This is a genomic window from Asticcacaulis excentricus, assembly GCF_003966695.1.
Taxonomy (GTDB): Bacteria; Pseudomonadota; Alphaproteobacteria; order Caulobacterales; family Caulobacteraceae; genus Asticcacaulis; species Asticcacaulis excentricus_A.
The window spans coordinates 1,839,391-1,861,122 of sequence record NZ_AP018827.1 but is presented as its reverse complement, the minus strand read 5'-3'; the positions used below and the strand labels follow the sequence as shown (position 1 = coordinate 1,861,122).

Sequence of the window (21,732 nt, the reverse complement as noted above, 5' to 3'; positions counted from 1 at the left end):
ACCTATTCTTCGTCTCTGGGCAAGGGCTCATTGACCACCACCTCATCCGGCGGTGAGATCACCACATAGCCTGCGCCGATATTCACCTCCGGCACGTTGTCACGGGTGAACATCAGGAAATAGCTGGCACCGCCTTTGGGCTGGATATCGAGCAGATCGCCCGCGCCGAAATCCTCGACGCCTTTCAGCCGTCCGATCACCGATCCATCGGTGCCACGCACCTCAAGACCGATAAGGTCGGTGATATAAAAATCGTCCTCATCCTCGACTTCGGGCAGGTCTTCGCGGCGGACGTAGAGTTTCAGCCCTTTGAGCGCGTCGGCCTTGTCCTTGTCGGTGATGCCCTCGGCCTTGACGACCAGAGCGCCCTTATGGACGCGCGCCGCCGTAATAACCAGCGCGGGTTCGCCGCGCGGGTTATACAGGGGATTATATTCCAGAACGCTCAGCGGATCATCCATATGGCTGATCAGCTTGAATTCGCCGCGCACGCCGAAGCTGGCGGCGACCTGGGCCACGAAAACCAGTTCCGTCATCAGAGGATGCTTTGACCCGTGCTGGCCCAGTCGGCGAGGAAGGTTTCCAGACCCTTGTCGGTCAGGTCGTGCTGGAACATGGCCTTGATGACCGCAGGCGGCAGGGTGGCGCAATCGGCCCCGGCAATGGCCGCCTGAGCGACGTGGGTGGTGTTGCGCAGGGACGCGGCCAGAATGGCCGTTTCGAATTCATAGTTGTCGAACACGGTGCGGATGTCGCGGATCAACTGCATCCCGTCTTCGCCGCGGTCGTCCAGACGCCCGACGAAGGGCGACACGAAGGTGGCTCCGGCCTTGGCGGCCAAAAGCGCCTGCGTCACCGAGAAGCACAGGGTGACATTGGTCATCAGGCCCTGATCGGAAAAGACGCGCGTGGCTTTCAGGCCATCGACGGTCAGCGGCACCTTGATCACCACATTGTCGGCGATCTTGGCCAGCTTTTCGCCCTCGGCCACCATCTGTGCGAATTCCGTAGCCGCGACCTCGGCCGAGACCGGACCGTCGATCATGGCGCAGATTTCCTTGGTGACCTCAAGGATATTGCGGCCCGACTTGGCGATCAGGGTGGGGTTGGTGGTCACGCCATCGATCAGGCCCGTCTCATTGAGTTCGGCCAGAAGCGCGGTGTCGGCGGTGTCGGCAAAGATCAGCATGGTTTTTCCTTGGGCGTCTTTGTGTTTAGCGGCATTTGCGTGTATGAGGCCGCATTAATCCGTATAACAGAGCAAGTTCAAGTTTTTTTGCATGAGTAACGCCCCCGCTGCTTCTGACGCCCCCAAGGTCGGTTTTGTCTCGCTTGGCTGCCCCAAGGCGCTGGTCGATTCCGAACGCATTCTGACGCGCCTGAAAGGCGAAGGCTATGCCACGGCCGCCGAATATGCCGGGGCCGATGTGGTGGTGGTCAATACCTGCGGCTTTCTCGATTCGGCGCGCGACGAAAGCCTGAACGCCATCGGTGAGGCTTTGGCCGAAAACGGCAAGGTGGTGGTGACCGGCTGTCTGGGGGCCGAGGCCGATCTGATCCGCGAACGCTTCCCCAATGTTGCCGCCGTCACCGGCGCGCATCAGTACGAAGAGGTGATGGAGGCCGTGCGTCGCATCGTTCCGGCCAAGCCCGACCCGTTCCGCCCGCTGGTGCCGGAGAATGATCCGGGCGTGCGGTTGACGCCCAAACACTATGCCTATCTGAAGATTTCCGAAGGTTGCGACCACCGCTGTTCCTTCTGTATCATCCCCTCTCTGCGCGGCGATCTGGCCTCGCGTCCGGTCGATGAAGTCTTGCGCGAAGCCGAGGTTCTGGCGGCCAATGGCGTCAAGGAGTTGCTGGTCGTGTCGCAGGACACCTCGGCCTACGGGCTCGATATCCGCTATGCCGAAGGCCGCTGGCGCAACGACTATTACAAGGCCTCATTCGAGGACCTGTCGCGGGGACTGGGTGAGTTGGGCATCTGGGTGCGGATGCACTACGTCTATCCCTACCCGCACGTGAACAGCGTCATCCCGCTGATGGCCGAAGGCAAGATACTGCCCTATCTGGACATTCCATTCCAGCACGCCAGCCCGAAAGTGCTTAAGGCCATGCGCCGCCCTGGCAATCAGGACAAGACGCTGGAGCGTATCCTGAGCTGGCGCGAGATCTGCCCCGACCTGACCCTGCGTTCGACCTTCGTGGTCGGCTTCCCCGGTGAGACCGAGGCCGATTTCAACCTGCTGCTCGACTGGCTGGAAGCGGCGCAGATCGACCGCGTCGGGGCCTTTGCCTATGAAAACGTCGAAGGGGCCGCTGCGCGCGACCTGCCCGACCACGTGCCGGAAGAGGTGAAGCAGGACCGTCTGGCGCGCTTTATGGCCGTCGCCTCGCGCATTTCGGCGCAAAAGCTGCAAAACAAGGTCGGTCAGGTGGTCGATGTGCTGGTGGACGAGATCCGCTCAGACGGCGTCGTTGTGGCCCGCACCAAGGGCGATGCGCCGGAAATCGACGGCCATATCTACCTGAAAGGCTTTACGGGCCTGAACGCCGGGGACTATGCCAAGGCCAAGGTGACCCGCGCCGATGCCTACGACCTGTGGGGCGAGCCGGAAGGGCTGATCAAGCTCAATCGCGTCCCGACTGCACGCCCGGCAGGCCGCACGCACCGTCTAATTTCGCGGATTTAGCTCAGGGCACCAGCCAGAAACCAAACCGCGAAATGGGGTGGGCGATGTCCTTCAGCGGCCAGCCCTGCTGGGCCGCCAGGGCCTTCAGCGTGCGTCGCGGAGCCAGCACCCAGCAGCGTTGCGACAGGTGCCAACCGTCTTGGCTGTGCGATTTCGGGATGAAGTAGAGGTCGTGGGCGTCCATCTCGATGCTGTCGATCTGATCGAGGCGTAAAACCTTGCCGTCCGGCGCGGTAAATTCGCGGCGTTCAGAATCATAGCTGAACAAGGGCTTGTTCAGCACGCTCAGGCTGATCATCCCAAACAATAAAAGGCCCAGCAGGACCAGACCGATCCCCTTGCCCTCCGTCACCATCAGCGCCGCCCAGAACGGCGCGACCAGCATCAGGGCGATGGTATAGGTGTTGAGCAGGGTGGCGCTCCAGCGCACCTCTATCACTGAGGTTTCAGGCGTTTCGTCAGACTTCATACCTGATGCCATATCCCGAAGTGATGCCGCATTCCACCCGCATTTTAGCCTCAGCACCTTGCGGAGGCGTGAACAAGCACGCATATCGGAAACGCGGAGGAAGCGATGTCCCGGTTTATAGTGTTCGACAGCCCGTTCCTGCTGGGGTTTGATGAGACCCGCAGCCTGATCGAACGTGTCAGCCGCGCCTCTGACAACTATCCGCCCTATAATGTCGAAGCCCTTTCGGCCCATCACCTGCGCCTGACCGTGGCGGTGGCCGGCTTCACCCCCGATACGCTGCGCCTCAGCCTGCAAGGATCGCAACTGACGCTTCAGGCGTTTAAGGAGCCGGGCAAGGCACCCACAGAGACCACATCGCGTGAGTTTATCCATCGTGGCATAGCCCAGCGCGGCTTTACGCGCAGCTTCGTCGTCGGCGAAGGGTTCGAGGTCGAGGGGGCGGTAATGGAATACGGCCTGCTGCATATCGACCTCAAACGACCCCACGCGCCAGAAGACGTGCGCATCATCCCCATTACAGCGAGATGATTTCACCTATGCGCATATAGTCGCACCAGCGAAAAACGCCTTGCGCCGGCGTGAGCCACCGGGTCATTACTTCCGGACAACCCGGAGTGTGCGTTGATGAACGGCCCGATTACCACCCTTGCCCCCGCGCTGGATAGCGAAATCCTTGCGCGTATTCGCTGTTCTGATCTGCTGACGCGCATCGCCACGCCGGATCAGGCCGCCAGCCTGATCCACGACGGCATGACCATCGGCCTGAGCGGTTTCACCCGCGCCGGTGACGCCAAGGCCGTGCCTCTGGCTCTGGCCGAGCGCGCCAAAACCCACCCGATGAAGCTAACGGTCATTACCGGTGCGTCGCTGGGGCACAATACCGATAAGCTCCTCTATGAAGCCGGGCTGCTGGCGCGGCGGATGCCGTTTCAGGTGGACGACACCTTGCGTGCCGCCATCAATCGCGGCGAGGTGATGTTTATCGATCAACACCTGTCCGAAACGGTCGAAGCCCTGCGTTCGCGGCAGGTCGGCCCGGTCGATGTGGCGGTGATCGAAGCCGTGGCCATTACCGAAGACGGCGGCATCGTGCCCTCCACCTCGGTCGGCAACAGCGCCTCCTTTGCCATACTGGCGCCTAAGGTGATCATCGAGCTGAACCTCACCTATTCGGCGGCCATGGAAGGGATGCACGACATCTTCATCCCGGCCAAACGCCCGTCGCGCACGCCGGTGCCGGTCGTCACCTGCGACAGCCGCGTCGGGACGCCCTATATCCCCATCGACCCCGCCAAGATCGCCGCCATCGTCATTACGCGCGAGGCCGACAGCCCGGCCCGCGTGGCGACACCCGACCCGGCGACCACCGCCATTGGCGCGCATCTGGTCGATTTTCTGCAAAACGAAGTGAAGCAGGGCCGTCTGCCGCCGTCGCTCAACCCCATTCAGGCCGGCATCGGCGTCATCGCCAATGCGGTCTTAAGCGAGCTGAACCGCTCGAATTTCCATAATCTGCGCATGTATTCCGAGGTCTTGCAGGATTCGACCTTTGAGTTGATCGATTCGGGCAAGCTGCTCTATGCCTCCGGTTGCTCGGTGACGCTCAGCGCGCCCTGGGCCGAGCGTGTCTTCAATCACATTGAGACCTATCGCGACCGCATCATCCTGCGGCCGCAGGAAATTTCCAACCATCCGGAAGTCATCCGCCGCCTCGGCATCATCGCCATCAATACGGCGCTGGAATTCGATCTGTACGGCAATGTCAACTCGACCCATGTCGGCGGCACGCACATGATGAACGGCATCGGCGGCTCAGGCGATTTTGCTCGCAATGCCTATCTGTCGATCTTCGTCGCCAAGTCTCAGGCTAAGGGCGGGGCCATCTCCGCCGTCGTGCCTATGGCCAGCCACGTCGATCATACCGAGCACGATGTCGATATACTGGCGACGGAAAACGGACTGGCCGACCTGCGCGGTCTGGCCCCGCGCGAACGGGCGCGACAGGTCATCGCCCATTGCGCCCATGCCGATTATCGCGACTTGCTCACTGATTATTTCGAGCGCGCCTGCCGCGAGCGCGGCGGGCAGACCCCGCACCTGCTGTCTGAAGCCTTGAGCTGGCACGAACGCTACGCCCGCACCGGCCATATGCGCCCTTAATCCCGTGACTTAGGCCGCGTGGCTGGTTTCGGTGCGGTTGAGCAGCGCGTAGAGTGCATCCGCCGTATCGACCTGACGCAATTGCTCTCGCAGCTCCTTCTGACGCAGGATGCGCGACACCTTGGCCAGAGCCCGCAGGTGTTCGGAACCCGCCTCTTCCGGCGCAAACAGGGCGAAGATCAGATCGACGGGCACATCGTCGATGGCCTCATAGCTGACCGGGGTTTCCAGACGGATAAAGACGCCGTGCATACGGGTCAGACCCGGCAAGGCCGCATGGGGCACGGCCACGCCCTGACCCACGCCGGTTGAGCTGAGCTTTTCGCGCTCCAGCAGGCCCTGAAGGATGGCATCGGCCTCAAGCCCATAGGCCCCAAGCGTCCGTTCCGCCACATCAGCGACGATCTGCAAGGCATTGCGCTTGGAATTGGCGCTTACCGGCCCGGCGACGCTGTTCCGGTCAAGCACTTCGGTGAGGAACATACCATATCCATCAAGTTTGCGGGCACAGGACCGATAGAGCCATGCGCGGTCATCCGCCGCTCAAACGGCGGTACGCGACCGCGCCAGCCCTTACAGACAGCGCCCACTCAAGTCAACTTCGGCTCTTTGGCCTGTTTATGAAATTTTCGCGGCACCGCGTCGAGCCAGAGCACGTTTCGATTGAATCCAATCGAAACGTGCTCTGGTTATTTCGCTTTGGCGCGCATTTTATCCGAAAAGTGGGACCCACTTTTCGGAATGCGCTTCAATGCGCCTTACCGTTGAGTTTCGGCTTGGTGCGTTCCGGATCGATCCAGCCAATATTGCCGTCGGGGCGACGGTAAAGCACCGACAGCCCGCCATGCCCCGCATTGCGGAACATGATGACCGGATAGTTGGAAAGCTCCAGCTCAGCCACCGCCTGAGAGACGCTCAGCGTGCGGATGGCCGCTTCGGTTTCGGCAATGATCATCGGCTGGGGCGGGCTGTCGTGGTCCATGCCATCGTCCAGCTCAGGCTCATCGTCGATGAGGTCGCTGCCCTGAATGACGGTCAGCGGGGCCATTTCGTGCTTGGTCGGCGTATTGGTCGGATAGTGGTCCTTCAGGCGGCGCTTATAGCGACGGATACGCTTTTCCATGTGGTCGAGCGTGCCGTCAAAGGCCGCGTGGGCGTCGCCGCCAAAAGCGTGAGCGACAAGGGTCTGACCGGAGGCAAGGCGCACCCAGCAGTCGGCTTTGAACTGATGGCCCTGCTTGGAGATCGTCACTTCGGCGGATGCACCACCGCGATCGAAGTATTTGGTGATCCCCGCATTGAGTTCGGTTTCGATGCGCTCCTGAAGCGCAGCACCCAATTCAACTTTTTTCCCGGTAACCTGTATTTGCATGGCGATAACTCGCTCCTTTAATCTGCAAAGACGTCGCCACACTGGAGGGCGGGCGACCTTGAGCCCCAGCCATTTTACGGACCGTGGGTCCGTCTTCGACTGTACGCTTCTGGGCCCAGATGAAAAATCAAGAAAATGTGTAGGGACTGCGACCGTAAATCGCAGCCTTCGCCTTGAATTTTAACGGTTAATTACCCACAAACTGCGCCAACGATTGCGCAAGTCAAAGGACTTAGCGGATCATCCGCTTGCGCTCGACCGAAGATGGGATGCGCAGGGCTTCGCGGTACTTGGCCACGGTGCGGCGGGCGATATCGACGCCGGCCTCTTTGAGAATTTCGACGATGCGGTCGTCGGACAGCACTTCGCCAGAGGCCTTTTCGCCTTCGATCAGGTGCTTGATCTTGTGACGCACCGACTCAGCGGAATGGGCCTCGGAACCATCGGCCGCGGCAATGGCCGAGGTGAAAAAGAATTTCAGTTCAAAAACGCCGCGCGGGGTCGAGATATATTTATTGGTCGTGACGCGCGAAATGGTCGATTCGTGCATCCCCACGGCCTCAGCCACCGTCTTCAGGTTCAGGGGGCGCAGGTGTTCAACGCCATAGACGAAGAAGCCGTCCTGCTGACGCACGATTTCCGCCGACACCTTGAGGATGGTGCGCGCGCGCTGATCAAGGCTTTTGATCAGCCAGTTGGCCTGCGACAAGCATTCGTTGAGATAGGTCTTTTCCTGATCCGAACGCGCCGAGGTCGCCACCTTGGCGTGGTAGCTCTGATCGACCAGAACGCGCGGCAGGGTGTCGCTGTTGAGATCGACGCGCCAGCCGCCCGACGGGTCCTGACGCACAAACACATCCGGCACCACGCCGGCCTGTGGTTCCGCGCCAAAGGCCGCCCCCGGACGCGGTGTCAGGGCCTTTAGTTCGCGGATCATCTCCGCCAGGTCTTCGTCATCAACGCCGCAGGCCCGCCGCAGGGCGCTCAGATCACGGCGCGCCAAAAGCTCCAGATTGTCGATCAGCGCCGCCATAGCCGGATCAAAGCGGTTCCGCTCAATCAGTTGCAGTTTCAGGCATTCGGGCACTGAGCGCGCCATGACGCCGGTCGGTTCAAAGCCCTGACAGACCGTCAGTACCTTTTCGATCAGGTCCATCGCACAGCCAAGGCGTTCGGCGATTTCCGTCAGATCGGCGCGCAGGTAACCGCCTTCATCCACGGCATCGATCAGGATTTGCGCCACGGCCATTTCGGGCGCGCTAAAGCCCGCGATCAGGGCCTGATCCATCAGGTGTTCCGCCAGCGTTTTGTCGCGGCTCATGGCGCGGTCGAGCGTATCGCCATCGCCATCGAAACCGCCACCCTTGCCGGCGCGGGTCCAGTCGACCATCGGCCCTTCGCCGATGTCGGCCGAGGCCACAGGTTCACGCACCGTCGGCTCATCGTCGCCATAGACATCGCCTTCGGAGGCGTCGAGATCGGAATTGGCCTGCTGTGTATCGCGGTCGGAGAGTTCCAGTTCACCGCGCTCTTCGCGGGGCAGGTCGGACTCGGTATCTGGCGCATCCGGGCCACCGTCGCCGTCTTCGCGCAGCAACAGCGGATTGCGCTCCAGCTCAGCCTCGACTACGGCCTCCAGTTCAAGGTTCGACAATTGCAGAAGCTTGATCGCTTGCTGCAACTGGGGCGTGATAACGAGCCCCTGCCCTTGTCTGATTTCCAGCCTTTGCCCTAATGACATGGACCGGAGCTTAGACGTTAACACCTTAAATTAGGTTAACCCCTTTCCACAGGTCAGAAAAACCGGTGGAAAAGCCGCAGACATCGGGTTAGCCGTCGAAATTCTCACCCAGATAGACGCGGCGCACTTCGGGGTTATGGCGGATTTCATCCGGCGTGCCCTCGAACAGCACTTCGCCCGAATGGATAATCGAGGCCCGGTCGATAATGTCGAGCGTTTCGCGCACATTGTGGTCGGTGATCAGGATACCGATGCCGCGGTGTTTGAGATAGCCCACCACATCGCGGATATCCGAAATGGCCAGCGGGTCGATACCGGCGAACGGCTCATCCAGCAGGATAAAGGACGGATCACCGGCCAGAGCACGAGCGATTTCGACGCGGCGACGCTCACCCCCCGAAAGGGCGGTGGCGGGCGATTTGCGGATATGGGTGATGTGCAGTTCTTCGAGCAGGCGCGTTACCTCGGCGTCGATTTGCGAACGGCTGCTGAGGCGCAGTTCCAGCACGGCCTGAAGGTTTTGTTCGACGTTCAGGCCCCGAAAAATCGAAGATTCCTGCGGCAGATACCCAAGCCCCATGCGCGCGCGCTGATACATAGGCTGAGCTGTGATGTCGTGACCATCCAGACTAATGGTGCCATAGTCCGGCTGCACCAGCCCGGTAATCATATAGAAGCAGGTGGTTTTACCCGCGCCGTTGGGCCCCAGTAGGCCCACGGCTTCACCGCGACGCAGGGACAGCGACACGGTCTTGACCACCGCGCGTTCCTTGTACGATTTGCCGATGCCTTCGACGCGCAGACCGTCGGCCGCGTCCAGCGTCTCGGCGCTGCGTATATCGGCGGCGCTGCGGGCATCCAGTGTGGGAACAACGGCCATTCTATTGCGTCTTCTTCTGGTTTGAGGCCTGATCCGGATAGAAGACCCCGCGCACGCGGCTCTTGCTGCCCGTGGTCGGCACGCCGTCCATGCTCGATTTCTTGGCGCCGACATTATAGACGAGGCGGCTGCCTTCCATCACGTTCTGACCCTGCTTGAGTACCACATTGCCGGTCATGACCATGGTGTCGGTGCCCTTGGTGTAGACGGCGCGGTTGCCGGTCATCACCTGATCGTCCACGACATAGTACACATTGCCAACGGCTTCGGCGGTAGACAGCACGTCCCACTTACCGGTCGCCTGATTTTGCCCATAGGTGACGGTCACCTTATCAGCGCGCAGCCGCGACGTGTCCTGAAGGAATTCGACGCTGCCGGTAAAGGTGGCCGTATGGCTGCCTTCATCGGCCTCAAACGTATCCGCCGCATAGGCGATAGGGTTTTCCTTGGTGGGTACAAACTGTGCCCACGCCACCGGCGCCGCCAGCAACACAGCCACCCCCATCACCCACACTGTTGTCCTGATCTTCATGGCCGGATATATCCTTTAAAAAATGTCAGTCTTCGCCGCCCGAAAGCGTGCCGGTCACCTGCTGACCCGGTTTACCGTAAAACACAACCTTGCGCCCGTTTTGCTCAACGCGGAAGGCCTGCGCATTGACCACGCCGGTCTGCCAGCGGCCTTCGACCGGCGTATTGCCGGTAATCACCGCGTTCTGAAGATCGACGTCAGCGGCCTGCGTCCGCAAAGAGAGGCCGTTACCTGAATTCAGCGTCACGTCCTTGTTAACCGTAAAGCGGCGTTTGGTATCGTCATAGACCCCGGCTGCGCCTTCCAGCGCCGACGGGCGGCTGTTCTCCGAACGGATTTCCAGACGCGGGGCGGTCAGGGTGACGATCGGCGAATTACGCCCCTTACGCACCGCCTCAAGGCCGCGCATCTCATAGCGCTCCCCATTGCGGCTGCGGTCGGTGTAAAACGGGTTCGTCATACGGATGTCTTCGCCGGTTGTCGTATAGACGTTCATCGAATTGATGACGCTTTGCACAATGATCCACACGATCATAACGAGGATCAGGCCGACAATAAGTCCGGGGAAGATAAGGCGCAGACGGGAAATTTTGCGCGAACGCTTTTTCCACGCCAACGCCTGAATATTCAGGCGTTGGCGGGCATCGGCATGGTCGTGCGTCGCGGTTTCAATGGCCGGCATGGCGGCAGAAATCCTCATCTGCGGGGCGTTTTCAGCTCCATGAATGAGCGAATATATCCGTATCTTCCCAACCTGCCAAATCCAGTTTGACGCGGTGCGGTAAAAAATCGAAACAGCCCTGCGCCAGCTCACTGCGCCCTTCGCGCGCCAGCATGACATCGAGCTTTTCGCGCAAGGTATGCAGATGCAGCACATCCGAGGCCGCATAGGCCAGTTGTTCCGGTGTCAGGGTTTGCGCCCCCCAGTCCGAGCTTTGCTGCGCCTTGGAGATATCGACGGACAAAAGCTCACGCACCAGGTCTTTCAGACCGTGGCGATCCGTATAGGTGCGCGCCAGCTTTGAGGCGATCTTGGTGCAATAGACGGGGGCCGTCACCACGCCCAGATGCAGCAGGAACATGCCGATATCAAAACGCCCGAAATGGAACAGCTTCAAGACCCCGGCATCGGTGAGCAGGGCTTTCAGATTGGGGCAGTCATAGGCCGGGCGGTTGAGCCGCACGACGTGGGCATCGCCATCCCCCGCTGACAACTGCACGACGCACAGGTCATCGCGCCCGAAGCGCAGGCCCATGGTTTCGGAGTCAATGGCAACCACCGCGCCCAGATCAAGGCCGTTGGGCAAATCGCCTTCATGATAATGGATGGTCACGCTGTAAAAAACCTCTGACTTTGTCTCTGGTTCTGGCCTAAGCCATAGGTCGTGCGCCGTCAATTCCTGTCGGCAAAGGCGTGGCGAAACCGATTGTTTTCTGTTGTTTGCGTAACACCCCCCTTGTCAGGGCGCGCGGCTTCGATCAAATGCGCAGTCCAACGCATAACACAGTTAACCATAACAGGGTCAGTCCATGTCATCACACCCGCAGGCAGACAGCGTGCAGAAGGAAGCCGGTCTGCGTACCATTGTAGCGGCGTCGGCCGCCGGTACGACCTTTGAGTGGTACGACTTCTTCATTTTCGGGGCCCTGACCTCGATCATCACGAAGAACTTCTTTACCGGGCTTGATGACACCACCGGCATGATACTGGCGCTGTTGACCTTCGCGCTGGGCTTCCTGTCGCGACCGTTTGGGGCACTTCTGTTCGGGCATATCGGTGATCGCAAAGGGCGCAAGGGCACCTTCCTCTACACCATCCTGCTGATGGGGGTGGCCACCGTGCTGATCGGCTTCCTGCCCACCTATGAACAGGCAGGGATATGGTCGCCCTTGCTGCTGGTCGCTTTGCGCATCCTTCAGGGCATTGCGATGGGCGGTGAATATGGCGGGGCGGTCATCTATGTCGCTGAACACGCCCCCGCCGATAAGCGCGGGGCCTATACGGCGTGGATTCAGGCCTCGGCGTCGCTGGGGCTGGTTATCGCGCTGCTGGTCGTCTTTCTTACGCGCACCATCGTCAAGGAAGAGGCGTTCGGCGACTGGGGCTGGCGCATCCCCTTCATCGTCTCCGCCGTGCTTCTGGCTATTTCGGTCTATATTCGCGCCAAGACCGCCGAAAGCCCGGCGTTTCGCGCCCTGCACGACAGCGGCAATATCTCCAAGGCCCCGTTCAAGGAAGCGTTTGGTCAGTGGTCGAACCTGCGTCAGGTGCTGATCGCCCTGTTCGGTTTCATGACGGCGCAAGGCGTGGTGTGGTACACGACCTTCTTCTACACGCAAGTGTTTCTGGAAAAGAGCGTCAAGCTGGCGCCCACCACCGTCAACCTGCTGGTGATGAGTATTTCGATCGTTAGCGCGGTTCTCTACGTCGTCTGGGGTCAGTTGTCGGACTGCGTCGGACGCAAGCCGGTAATGATCCTCGGCATCGCTATTGCCATCCTGAGCTTCGTGCCCGGCTTCCACCTGATGGCGCGCTTTGCCAATCCGGCCCTGGACGACGCCGTCAACCGCACGCCGGTCGTCATCTTCGCCGATCCGCGCAAGTGTTCGGTGCAGTTCGACCCGGTGGGTAAGGCGCAGTTCACCTCATCCTGCGACCTTGCCAAATCGCTGGTGACCGGGCTGGGTGTGCCCTATGTCAACAAGCCGACCGAGCCGGGCGCGACCTTTGCGACCGTGCAGATCGGGGAGCGCACCATCGCTGTGCAGTCGGGCGATACTCTGTCCAAGGACGAACTTAAGACGCTGAAAACAAATGCCGTGACCGATCTCAAGGCGGCACTGAAAGCCGCCGGCTATCCCGAAGCCGCCGATCCGAAGCGCGTCAATGTGCTGGGCATCTTTGCCGTTCTGTTTGTTTTCACCGTTGGGGCCACGGCGCTTTATGGCCCGATGGCGGCGGCTCTTGTCGAGATGTTCCCGACGCGCATCCGCTATACGGCCCTGTCCCTGCCCTACAATATCGGCACCGGCTGGTTCGGCGGCCTGCTGCCCGCCATTTCCTTCGCCATGGTCGCCGGTTCAGGTAACCTGTTCTTCGGCCTGTGGTATCCGGTGATTATCGGGGCCACCGCCATCGCGGTCGCCCTCATTTTCATGAAGGAAACGCGCGGCCGCGACCTGCACACCATGGAGGACCCGCCGGGCAGGTAAATGAAAAATTCGCCTGAAAAACGAAAAAACACAGAAATGTGCATTGAGTTTTTCCACAACCGTGTCATTATTCCCACAGCTCCCGACGGAGTGTATGCGGCGGCTTTGACGTCTCCTGAGTGCGTTTTTCCCTTTATCTCTTCGTGTTATGTGCCAAACATCTGACCCGGTCAGTCTCACTGACCGGGTTTTTTTATGCGTCAGGAAGCCGTTATGCGTTTGTCGATTGCCTCATGGAACATCAACTCGGTGCGGCTGAGGATTGATCAGGTCATACGTTTCCTCGACATGGCGCGCCCGGACATCCTGTGCCTTCAGGAAATCAAGTGCCAGAACGGTGAATTCCCGCGTAAGGCGTTTGTGGAAGCGGGCTATCCGCACATCCTCGTCACCGGGCAAAAGGGCTGGCACGGCGTGGCACTGGTGTCGAAGCTGCCGTTTGAAACCAACGAGATTTTGCCCTTTTGTCGCCGCGGCGAAGCGCGCGTTCAGGGGATACAGGTCGCGGGCATCGACCTGTGGAACTTCTATATTCCGGCGGGCGGCGACGTTCCCGACCGCGAAGCCAATGACAAGTTTGATCACAAGCTGGAATTCTATGAGCGCCTGACCGCACACCTGAAAACGCGCAATCCCGATGCGCCCCTGCTGATCGCCGGCGACCTCAATATCGCGCCCGGTGAAAACGACGTGTGGAGCCATCGTCAGATGCTGAAAGTGGTCAGCCATACGCCGCCGGAGCTGGAGGCCTTTGCCAATCTGATGGATGCGGGCGGCTTTCATGACGCCTTCCGCGAACTGTGGCCAGAACCGCAGAAGCTGTTTACCTGGTGGAGCTATCGCGCCGCCGATTTCCGCAAGTCCAATCGCGGGCTGAGGCTCGATCACCTGCTGATCAATCCCGCCTTGAAGGCGCGCATCACCTCGCCTATAGCCGCCGTCATCCACGACTCCGTCCGCGAATGGGACCGGCCGTCGGATCACGCCCCTATTCAGATCGAGTTCGACCTATGACCGAAGACACCCTGCCCGCAGAAGCCGGGCTGCCCGCTGACATTCTGGCCAAGGCCGATTTCCGCTTCAACGAATATGCGTGGAAAATCAAAGATATCCCCGAAGTGATCCGCGCCGCCACCAAGGCCGGGTTCATGAGCCTAGGCGGTCAGCTTCAGATCCGCATTCCGGACGCCATCGGCGAATGTCACTGGGTGGAAACCGACCCGGCGGGTTTGGCTCCGGCTGACCTGCCGTGGGCGGTGCGTATCCGCATGGTCGAGGAACTGGCACTACAAGACTGGGAAGAGCTGAAGGCGCATTACGATTTCGCCGAACAGGTCAAGCTCGCCTTTCCGTCGGTGCTGGAACCCTATCTGGCCAAGGGTGGCAAGCTGGAAGATGCCCTGTGGTTCACCTGGTACGTCATCGACGAAGACAATGAGCGCCAGCACCGCGAAGCGGAGGGGGAGTAACCTCTCCTCCCTGCGGCTTTGCCGTGGGGAAGAGAGGTTAGCGCAACTCCTTACGTACCACCAGCTTCAAACCCGACCACACGTCGCTAACGGCGCAGACCTTCACATCGACGAAGCCCAACGGCAGACAGACCTCGCGGATCACGTCTTCGGTAATATCGGTGGGCACTTTTGAGGCCTTTTTGGGCCACGATACCCAGACCATACCGTCCGGTCTCAGAGCCCTACGCCAATGCGTCAGCGCGGTTTCCAGAACGGCCCGCTCGGTGGTGAAAATGTGCACCAGCTCCGGATCATCGGCGCCGAACACCACACCCTCAGGCAGCGGTTCAAGCCAGCGAGTATAGTCATCCGGCGCACCGACCACGGCAGCGCGCATCTCCGGCTTGTAACCGAGTTTCTTGGCTAAGGGTGTGCCGGAATAGCCGGGGGTCATGGATAAGTCTCTTCCAAATACAATACTACCTTAAAAACCCCTTCTACCGTGTTCAACATCTTCAAAACCTCATTAAAAATTTCAGACATTCTGAGAATTTTTTGAGTTGGGTTAAGTCCTAAAGTTTCATTTTCATAAGTTGGATATGTAATACCAAAATCTATGCGGGGTTGCTCAATATCTCCTATAATTTCATACGTCTCCAAAATTACGGGGGCGCAATTCTTGCTCGCAGCGTAATTAATGACCTGTTGAGCTTGTTCTATAGACATGAGCGGGGTTCCAATCGCTGTCAGTCCAGCTTCATATAAATTGTCAAAAACATCGCTCATCACTACCTCCAAAGAAAAAGCCGAAGTTCCAGGAACTCCGGCTCACTCCAACTAACGGGTGCAGGGGCATTTAAATTACGCTAACGCTTCGCTGCTTGAGCGCCTACCCTGCTAAAATTGCAACCTGTACCCACCCGCATCGGTCATCAGCAGACGGGCATTGGCCGGATCGGGCTCGATCTTCTGACGCAGACGATAGACGTGGGTTTCCAGCGTGTGCGTGGTCACCCCGGCATTATAGCCCCACACCTCGGTCAGCAGCTCTTCGCGCGAGATCGGCTTGCCACCGGCACGATAGAGGTATTTGAGGATGTTGGTTTCTTTTTCGGTCAGGCGAATCTTCTTCTGCACCTGATCGATCAGCAGCTTGAGCGCCGGTTTGAATTCATAAGGCCCGATGCGGAAGGTCGCGTCTTCGGACGTTTCGTGGCTGCGGACCTGAGCGCGAATACGCGCCAGCAGGACGGCAAAGCGGAAGGGCTTGGTGACATAGTCATTGGCCCCCGCATCCAGCCCCAGAATCTGATCGGAATCAGAGGCGGCCCCGGTCAGCATGATCACCGGCGTGGTCAGCCCGGATTTGCGCAACAGGCGGCAGGCTTCGCGCCCGTCCATATCCGGCAAATCGACATCCAGCAGGATCAGGTCGGCATTGATGGTCTTCCCAAGGCGTATGCCTTCGGTGCCATTCGATGCCTGAGTGACCTTGAACTCTTCATGCAGTTCAAGTTGTTCGGCCAGCGCCTCGCGCAGTTCGTCATCGTCATCAACGATCAGCAGGGTTTTTTGTTGCACCATAATCCTGTAGCGTTGTGGGTGTTTTTATCAGTTCAGGGTGTAAACCGGCCTATGGTCAAGATTTTTACCGCATACGCCGAAGGTTTTCTAGTCTTAAACTCAGATAGGGTGCGTTGCGCTCTGGGTAAAGGGGGCGTTATTGCCTCCGCTGATAAAAGGGAGGGCGATCTGCGCTCGCCGCTGGGGATGTGGCCGGTGCGTTATGTCTGGTATCGCCCCGATCGTTTGCCGGTTCCGGAGACGGTCCTGCCCGTAAAAGCCCTGTCGCCCGACGACGGCTGGTGCGACGATGTCGAGAGCGATCTGTATAATCTGCCCATCAAACGGCCCTTTGTGGGCTCGCACGAAACCCTGTGGCGCGACGATCATGTCTATGACCTGATCGTGGTGCTGGGGCATAATGACGACCCGCCGGTCAAGGGGCTGGGCTCGGCCATCTTCCTGCATCTGGCGCGTGAGGACTATTCCGGCACCGAAGGCTGCGTCGCGCTCAGTCTGGACCACCTGCGCGAATTACTGAAAACCGCCGACGCCGAAACCTACATAGAAATCGTCGTCTGATCGTCAGGCTGCCATGCCGTCTTTGGCGAAGCGGTGCGTAAGGCGAAAGCGAAATGGCCAGACCGGTGAGAGCGGGATGATTTTAAATAGAAACATCATCCCGCTTTAAATTTTTGTTTTGTCGCGATATTTTTGTCGAAATCCGCTCACACTTTTCGACATATCGCTCTAAGCCATGCCCAGAATGCGCCGGGCCTGCGCCAGTGTCTCAGCCGTCAGGCCCAGAGGATTGGGCTCGTCGGCTGGGGTTTCCGGCGCTTTTTCCGGCGCGGCTTCGGCTGCGGCGACGACCGGGGCCTCAGGGGTTTCAGGCAGGGGGGCGGGGGTGGCCACAACCACCGGGGCGATCTCAGGGGCCGGTGTCGGCGTTTGCGTTACCGCTGCCTTCGCCTCATTGCTCTCAAAACCCACACCCATCTGATGCGGCAGGTGCAGGGCAAAGGTCGCCCCGCTCTGCGGTTCGGACTCCAGCGTAATCCAGCCGTCGTGCAGTTCGACCAGCGCCTTGACCAGGGCCAGCCCCAGACCCGGCCCGCCGCGTTCGCGCCCGACGAAGCGGTCAAAGATGTGCGCCTGCGTGTGGTAGGGGATGCCGCGGCCCGTATAGCCGATCTCCAGCGTCAGGGTGTCGCCTTCCTTGCGGCTACGGATGGTGATCTGCCCTTCCTGCGCGGCGTTGCGCAGGGCGTAGTCCAGCAGGTGATCGAGCACCTGCCCCAGACGCTGCTGGTCGGCGCGGATCAGGGCGCGGGTGTCGAGCCCCACATAGTCGAAGCGGATGCCCTTGGCGCTCAGCGTATCGGCCTGACGGCCCAGAGCGGCGGCCACGGTGCGCGACAGGTTGAAATCCGACGGCGACAGCGACATTTCACCAGCGTCAATCTGCGCCATGTCCAGCACGTCGTCGATAGAGCGCGCCAGTTCCTGCGACGCGGCCTGAATGGCGTTGAGGAAGCCCCGGCGGCGAATTTCGGCGGGGTCAGCCTCGGCCGCATTGGCCTGCCGTTGCAGCAGGTCGGCATAGCCGACAATCGTGGTCAGGGGCGTGCGCAACTCATAGGAGACATTGGCGACGAAATCGCGTTTCAGCCGCACCGACTCGGTCAGGGCCACATCGCGTTGTTCGATGGCTTCTTCCAGCGCGCGGCGGTCGGTGATGTCGCTGAAAGCCACCAGAGTGGCCCCGTCGGGCAGGGGCTGCGTGCGCCACTGCGCCAGACGCCCGTCGGAGGTGCGCACTTCACCCAATTGCGGCGCGCGGGCCAGCGGGTCGATATCGGTGACGCGCGCCTTCAGTTCAGCCCAGAAACCGCGATCATGCACCAGCGGCAGACACAGGGCCGTCAACTGCCCGAAGTCGGAATTGAGCGCCAGTTCGTCGGGCGACAGGTTCCAGAAGGCATCAAACGCCGCATTGCGCAGACGCAGGCGACCATCGGAGCCAAACACCGACACGGCATCGGTCAGTTGGTCCAGCGTGGCGCGCTGCACTTGAATCAGCGAATTGAACTGCGCCTTGAGCGTCAACTCACCGGTCTTGTCCGAGAACAGCAGCAACAGCCCGCCCAGCGGGTGCGGCTGACGCACAACGCGCAGCGACCGGCCATTGGGCAGCGACCACATCTCGTCCGGCGCGGCCTCGCTCAGGCCATAGAATTCCAGTTCCTGCGCCTTCCACGTCACAAAGTCCGAGGTCTCAGGCAGCTTACGCTTTTGCCGCAGGCGGTCGAGCAGTTCGCCGTGCGTCGGACGCTCGGCCAGCCACGCCGGCTCCAGATCCCACAGGGTTTCAAAGGCGCGGTTATGGAAGGTCAGGCGCTTTTCCGGGCCGAAAATGGCCACGGCGTCTTCGAGGTGATCCAGCGTGTCGTCGTGGGCTTTCGCATGACGTTTGAGCGCCTCGCGGCTCTCCTCGGATTCGGTGACATCCAGCGCGTAGGCGCAGACATAGGCGTCGCCCAGAGGCTCGGCCACCACCTGAAAAGCGCGGCGCTGGCCGTGGATGGTCAGCCAGCGGAAACCTTCGCGGCGCATGTGCTGCTCGGCGGCTTCGACCACCAGCGCCTCGGCAGAGCGGTCGAGCCCCAGTTGCTCGGCGCGTGCCTGCTCGACATTTTCGGCATCGACGGCTTTCAGCCAGGCGGCATTGGCCCACACCAGTTGCCCGTCGCGCACCACCCAGCAGGGGGCGGGGATCAGGTCGGCCATGCGCGCAAACGGGCCGGACGACAGGGAGGTATGCTCGCTGGCAATGGCCAGACGCACCCACGCCGTCGCGCCAGTGGCCCGCCCTTCGACCAGCAGGGTCAGCCCGGCGGTCTTGGCCCCCATCAGGCTGCGCGGGGCTTCGGTAAACACTTCAAACCGGCAAGGGCGGCCTTCGGCGATCAGACGTTTCAGGGCCTCGGCGGCTTCCTTGGATGACCCGGCCAGACCCTCGATGACGCGCGGCGCGACCTCTTCGGAAAAGGGGATGCGGAAGGCGTCGGCGATGGTTTTCAGCGTTTCATCGCCCCAGACGAGGCGCACGGTCTCACCTTCGATGGCGACAAAGGCCTCATCAAAGGCCAGAGTGGCGGCGTCCAGTTCGCCCAGCACCGTGTGCTGTACGTCAAGGCGGGATTTGTAGCCTTCACTGAGCTTCGTCAGGCGTGCCTTAAGACGCCAGGCCAGAACCGTGGTCGAAAAGGCCAGCGCAGTCGCGCCAGCAGCGGCGGCAAAGGCAATGGTGGCAACGGTCATACGGCGGCCCGGATCGAATCACTGAAAGGCCCATACTAATGCAAAGCGATTCGCCTCCCAAATGAATATGGTAACTCGGAGTCAAGTAAGTTTTAGCGCCCGCGCATAGATATAGGAGGCGACGACCACGATCAGGGCCGACCCGATCCCGGCGCTCAGAAAGACCCAGTGCAGATAAGCCGTTGGCATCATCAGCGCCGCGCCCAGCATGATCACGCCCGCCAGCATCATCACCGGTCCGGCCAGTCGATGCGTCTTGTGCCACACCCGCTCGTCTGAAAGGGTCCACGGCGTGCGCACCCCCACCAGATAGTTGCGCTGCGCCTTGGGCATGAAATTGCCGATCAGGATAAACAGCAGGCCCGGTCCCAGCAGCAGGGGTTGCACGGACAAGGCCCAACCGAGCGCGTGGCCGACGATAAACAGATGCCCGAACGCCAGAAGTGCCACAGTGCCGATCCAGCTTACGGCATAGACCGAAGCCGAGCGTTCCAGCTTGCCCGTTTTGGGCTGCATATAGGGCAGAACCCACAGCAGCAGCGTAATGGCGGCCAGCATCAGGGGCATGACCATCAGCGCCTGATCCCGCGGCATAAAGCCATTGGCGGTGCCCGAAAGGTCGAAATGTGTACCCACCGGACCCTCCGGAATCTGCGGCCGCGCCCACAGGCTCAGGCCCGTGGTGACCGCGATCATCAGCAGGCTGAACAGTTTGGAAACCGGCCATTTTGCGTCTTGGGTCATGCCTTGTCCTCCGTGGCGCGCGGCCGGGGCGCCGGGGCGTCCTGACCGATGCGAAAGGCGCTCATCAGCGACATCACCGCCTCTTCGAGCACTGACAGGTTGAGACGGTAGATCAGGGTCGTGCCTTGCCGCGTCACATCGACCAGTCCCGCGGCTTTCAGCGTTGCCAGATGCCCCGACAGGGTGGGTTTGGACACGCTGACCCGCTCGGCAATCTCGCCGGCGCTCATCTCGCGTTCGCGCAGCATTTCAAGGATGTGCCGCCGCGTCGGGTCGCTCAGGGATTTATAAACTTCGGACATGAACGCCTCTTGATTTGTTATTTTGGCAAATACCAAATTATAACAACGCTGTCAAATATGCACAAAATACCAACGGCCGAAGATCCTGACCGCATCCGGCCGTTGAAGACACGAGACTGTCTCAGATGTGACAGCGACATGAGACAGTCTCGAACGGAATACCAAGAATCATTTTCAATGACCTTGGTATAATCCCCTCACTGCGTATTCTTTTTGTTCCGGTCAGGCTTTTGTTAAGGGGCACAAACCTATAGGATAGGGCCATGCCTGCTATTGCCTATCCCATCGCGCACAACGCGCTCGACGTCGTCCTCAACTGGGGTGGGGGCGGGCTGGTGGCGGCTGAGCGCGAACGCGCGGCGAAGGCGGCCTGCGGCAAGGACGTGTCCTTTGTACGCGAAACGCTCGATCCGGGCTTTCCGAGCGAAGAGGCGGCGCGGGCGCAGTATGAAACCCTGCTGAGCGAACCGTTTGCGACCCTGATCTGCACCTTTGAACGGGTTCAGAAGCCGCGCCGGGTTGAGCCGCAGATGCGCGACGGCCGCCGCTGGCCCAGGCCCGAAGCGGCTCCGGTGGCGCAATGGAAGCTGTGCGTCAGCTACTGGAAGATCGGGACTGTGCGGCCTGCGCCCAAACCCTCATCCGCCGTTACCCCGCACCTTCAGGCGCGCGCCGTGCGTAAAAAGGCGCTGGATGTGCCGCTGACCCCTGAGGAGGTGCAGGCGCTGGCCCATGCGCCGCTGATGGCCTATCGCCCGCAAAAGGCGCTGGACATGGGCCTGTTCGAATTCGTCCTGCCGGAAAATCCCGATATCATCATCGCCGATGAATAAGTTTTAGCCACGAAAAACACGAAAAGGCACGAAAAGGGGGAAGTGTGCAGGAACTGCTTTTTAGAGACGAAGTCTTTGCTATTCAGGGTGCCGTTTTCGAAGTTAGCCGCCATATGGGCACTGGCTTTCTGGAAGCCGTTTATCAGGAATGTCTGGCCAGAGAGTTTGTCAGACGAGACATTCCTCTTACCGCGCAGAAAATACTGAACCTCGCCTATAAGGGCGAGGTTCTCACTCAGCATTATCAACCTGATTTTGTCTGTTACGATCAGATTATTGTGGAGCTGAAATGCGTTTCGGCGATTACCGATGCGCATCGGGCTCAAATACTTAATTACCTGAAAGCAACGGACTTACGACTGGGTTTGCTTGTTAATTTCGGTCGTCATCCCAAGGCGCAAATTGAACGATTTGCGCTCTGATTTCGTGTCTTTTCGTGTTTTTCGTGGCCA

General features: G+C 60.1%; 25 protein-coding genes. 9 read left to right on the top strand and 16 right to left on the bottom strand.

The features are described from left to right. Positions 1-2: 2 nt before the first annotated feature. The gene (rimM, locus tag EM6_RS08690; protein WP_126421970.1) at positions 3-536 is read right to left on the bottom strand and encodes a ribosome maturation factor RimM; all 534 of its coding nucleotides are present in this window, start codon (positions 534-536) and stop codon (positions 3-5) included. Further along, complete coding sequence (gene fsa / locus EM6_RS08685) at positions 536-1,189, bottom strand: fructose-6-phosphate aldolase (protein ID WP_126421968.1); 654 nt, start codon at positions 1,187-1,189, stop codon at positions 536-538. The genes rimM and fsa overlap by 1 nt, the downstream gene beginning before the upstream one ends. 91 nt (positions 1,190-1,280) lie before the next feature. Between fsa and rimO the strand changes: the two genes are divergently transcribed. Beyond that, positions 1,281-2,693 (top strand): 30S ribosomal protein S12 methylthiotransferase RimO, encoded by a 1,413-nt coding sequence (gene rimO, locus EM6_RS08680; RefSeq protein ID WP_126421966.1) that lies wholly within the window; start codon positions 1,281-1,283, stop codon positions 2,691-2,693. Position 2,694: 1 nt separating this feature from the next. Here the strand turns inward: rimO and EM6_RS08675 are convergent, their stop codons facing one another. After that, positions 2,695-3,162 carry a hypothetical protein gene (locus EM6_RS08675; RefSeq protein ID WP_126421964.1) on the bottom strand — a complete coding sequence of 156 codons (468 nt, stop codon included), beginning with the start codon at positions 3,160-3,162 and terminating at the stop codon, positions 2,695-2,697. Positions 3,163-3,267: 105 nt separating this feature from the next. Here EM6_RS08675 and EM6_RS08670 point away from each other — a divergent pair, with 105 nt between their 5' ends. Further along, a complete protein-coding gene (locus EM6_RS08670) occupies positions 3,268-3,693 on the top strand; it encodes an Hsp20 family protein (RefSeq protein ID WP_126421962.1) in 426 nt (141 codons plus the stop codon). A gap of 96 nt (positions 3,694-3,789) precedes the next feature. After that, positions 3,790-5,325, top strand: coding sequence for an acetyl-CoA hydrolase/transferase family protein (locus EM6_RS08665; protein ID WP_126421960.1), 1,536 nt, complete (start codon positions 3,790-3,792; stop codon positions 5,323-5,325). 9 nt (positions 5,326-5,334) lie between these two features. On the opposite strand, the gene ptsN is transcribed toward EM6_RS08665, so the two are convergent. From ptsN to EM6_RS08630, 7 genes are all read right to left on the bottom strand, one after another. Further along, positions 5,335-5,808: a PTS IIA-like nitrogen regulatory protein PtsN gene (ptsN, locus tag EM6_RS08660; protein ID WP_126421959.1), complete on the bottom strand. Its 474-nt coding sequence runs from the start codon at positions 5,806-5,808 to the stop codon at positions 5,335-5,337. Between the two features lie 265 nt (positions 5,809-6,073). Beyond that, positions 6,074-6,697 (bottom strand): ribosome hibernation-promoting factor, HPF/YfiA family, encoded by a 624-nt coding sequence (hpf, locus tag EM6_RS08655; protein WP_013477652.1) that lies wholly within the window; start codon positions 6,695-6,697, stop codon positions 6,074-6,076. Positions 6,698-6,929: 232 nt separating this feature from the next. Beyond that, positions 6,930-8,438, bottom strand: a complete 1,509-nt coding sequence (gene rpoN / locus EM6_RS08650; protein WP_126421957.1) for an RNA polymerase factor sigma-54 — start codon at positions 8,436-8,438, stop codon at positions 6,930-6,932. 88 nt (positions 8,439-8,526) lie between these two features. Next, a complete protein-coding gene (lptB, locus tag EM6_RS08645) occupies positions 8,527-9,318 on the bottom strand; it encodes an LPS export ABC transporter ATP-binding protein (protein WP_232037031.1) in 792 nt (263 codons plus the stop codon). A gap of 1 nt (position 9,319) precedes the next feature. Beyond that, a complete protein-coding gene (gene lptA / locus EM6_RS08640) occupies positions 9,320-9,850 on the bottom strand; it encodes a lipopolysaccharide transport periplasmic protein LptA (RefSeq protein WP_126421955.1) in 531 nt (176 codons plus the stop codon). A gap of 25 nt (positions 9,851-9,875) precedes the next feature. Beyond that, a complete protein-coding gene (lptC, locus tag EM6_RS08635; RefSeq protein ID WP_126421953.1) occupies positions 9,876-10,550 on the bottom strand; it encodes an LPS export ABC transporter periplasmic protein LptC in 675 nt (224 codons plus the stop codon). A 13-nt stretch (positions 10,551-10,563) separates the two neighbouring features. Then, on the bottom strand, positions 10,564-11,184 hold the full coding sequence (locus tag EM6_RS08630; RefSeq protein WP_126421950.1) for a ribonuclease D: 621 nt from the start codon (positions 11,182-11,184) through the stop codon (positions 10,564-10,566). A gap of 196 nt (positions 11,185-11,380) precedes the next feature. Between EM6_RS08630 and EM6_RS08625 the strand changes: the two genes are divergently transcribed. From EM6_RS08625 to EM6_RS08615, 3 genes are all read left to right on the top strand, one after another. Continuing rightward, on the top strand, positions 11,381-13,063 hold the full coding sequence (locus tag EM6_RS08625) for an MFS transporter (protein WP_126421948.1): 1,683 nt from the start codon (positions 11,381-11,383) through the stop codon (positions 13,061-13,063). 213 nt (positions 13,064-13,276) lie between these two features. After that, positions 13,277-14,077, top strand: coding sequence for an exodeoxyribonuclease III (xth, locus tag EM6_RS08620; RefSeq protein WP_126421946.1), 801 nt, complete (start codon positions 13,277-13,279; stop codon positions 14,075-14,077). After that, positions 14,074-14,532: a hypothetical protein gene (locus tag EM6_RS08615; protein WP_126421944.1), complete on the top strand. Its 459-nt coding sequence runs from the start codon at positions 14,074-14,076 to the stop codon at positions 14,530-14,532. Before xth ends, EM6_RS08615 begins: the two co-directional genes overlap by 4 nt. A gap of 37 nt (positions 14,533-14,569) precedes the next feature. Here EM6_RS08615 and EM6_RS08610 read toward each other — a convergent pair whose 3' ends face one another. The 3 genes from EM6_RS08610 to EM6_RS08600 form a co-directional block, all read right to left on the bottom strand. Next, entirely contained in the window at positions 14,570-14,968 is a 399-nt protein-coding gene (locus EM6_RS08610) for a DUF3052 family protein (protein ID WP_126421942.1), read from the bottom strand. After that, positions 14,965-15,300 carry a hypothetical protein gene (locus EM6_RS08605; RefSeq protein ID WP_126421940.1) on the bottom strand — a complete coding sequence of 112 codons (336 nt, stop codon included), beginning with the start codon at positions 15,298-15,300 and terminating at the stop codon, positions 14,965-14,967. The genes EM6_RS08610 and EM6_RS08605 overlap by 4 nt, the downstream gene beginning before the upstream one ends. Before the next feature lie 111 nt (positions 15,301-15,411). Further along, the gene (locus EM6_RS08600) at positions 15,412-16,098 is read right to left on the bottom strand and encodes a response regulator transcription factor (RefSeq protein WP_107875697.1); all 687 of its coding nucleotides are present in this window, start codon (positions 16,096-16,098) and stop codon (positions 15,412-15,414) included. 108 nt (positions 16,099-16,206) lie between these two features. Between EM6_RS08600 and EM6_RS08595 the strand changes: the two genes are divergently transcribed. Beyond that, entirely contained in the window at positions 16,207-16,659 is a 453-nt protein-coding gene (locus tag EM6_RS08595; protein WP_331875859.1) for a L,D-transpeptidase family protein, read from the top strand. A 168-nt stretch (positions 16,660-16,827) separates the two neighbouring features. Here EM6_RS08595 and EM6_RS08590 read toward each other — a convergent pair whose 3' ends face one another. The 3 genes from EM6_RS08590 to EM6_RS08580 form a co-directional block, all read right to left on the bottom strand. Further along, positions 16,828-19,401, bottom strand: a complete 2,574-nt coding sequence (locus EM6_RS08590) for a PAS domain-containing sensor histidine kinase (RefSeq protein ID WP_126421935.1) — start codon at positions 19,399-19,401, stop codon at positions 16,828-16,830. 81 nt (positions 19,402-19,482) lie between these two features. Continuing rightward, the gene (locus tag EM6_RS08585; protein WP_126421933.1) at positions 19,483-20,145 is read right to left on the bottom strand and encodes an SdpI family protein; all 663 of its coding nucleotides are present in this window, start codon (positions 20,143-20,145) and stop codon (positions 19,483-19,485) included. Beyond that, entirely contained in the window at positions 20,142-20,447 is a 306-nt protein-coding gene (locus EM6_RS08580; protein ID WP_126421931.1) for an autorepressor SdpR family transcription factor, read from the bottom strand. The genes EM6_RS08585 and EM6_RS08580 overlap by 4 nt, the downstream gene beginning before the upstream one ends. A gap of 263 nt (positions 20,448-20,710) precedes the next feature. Here EM6_RS08580 and EM6_RS08575 point away from each other — a divergent pair, with 263 nt between their 5' ends. Together EM6_RS08575 and EM6_RS08570 are read left to right on the top strand one after the other, a co-directional pair. Continuing rightward, positions 20,711-21,280, top strand: a complete 570-nt coding sequence (locus EM6_RS08575; RefSeq protein ID WP_126421929.1) for a hypothetical protein — start codon at positions 20,711-20,713, stop codon at positions 21,278-21,280. Between the two features lie 44 nt (positions 21,281-21,324). Next, complete coding sequence (locus EM6_RS08570) at positions 21,325-21,702, top strand: GxxExxY protein (protein WP_126421927.1); 378 nt, start codon at positions 21,325-21,327, stop codon at positions 21,700-21,702. Positions 21,703-21,732 lie beyond the last annotated feature (30 nt).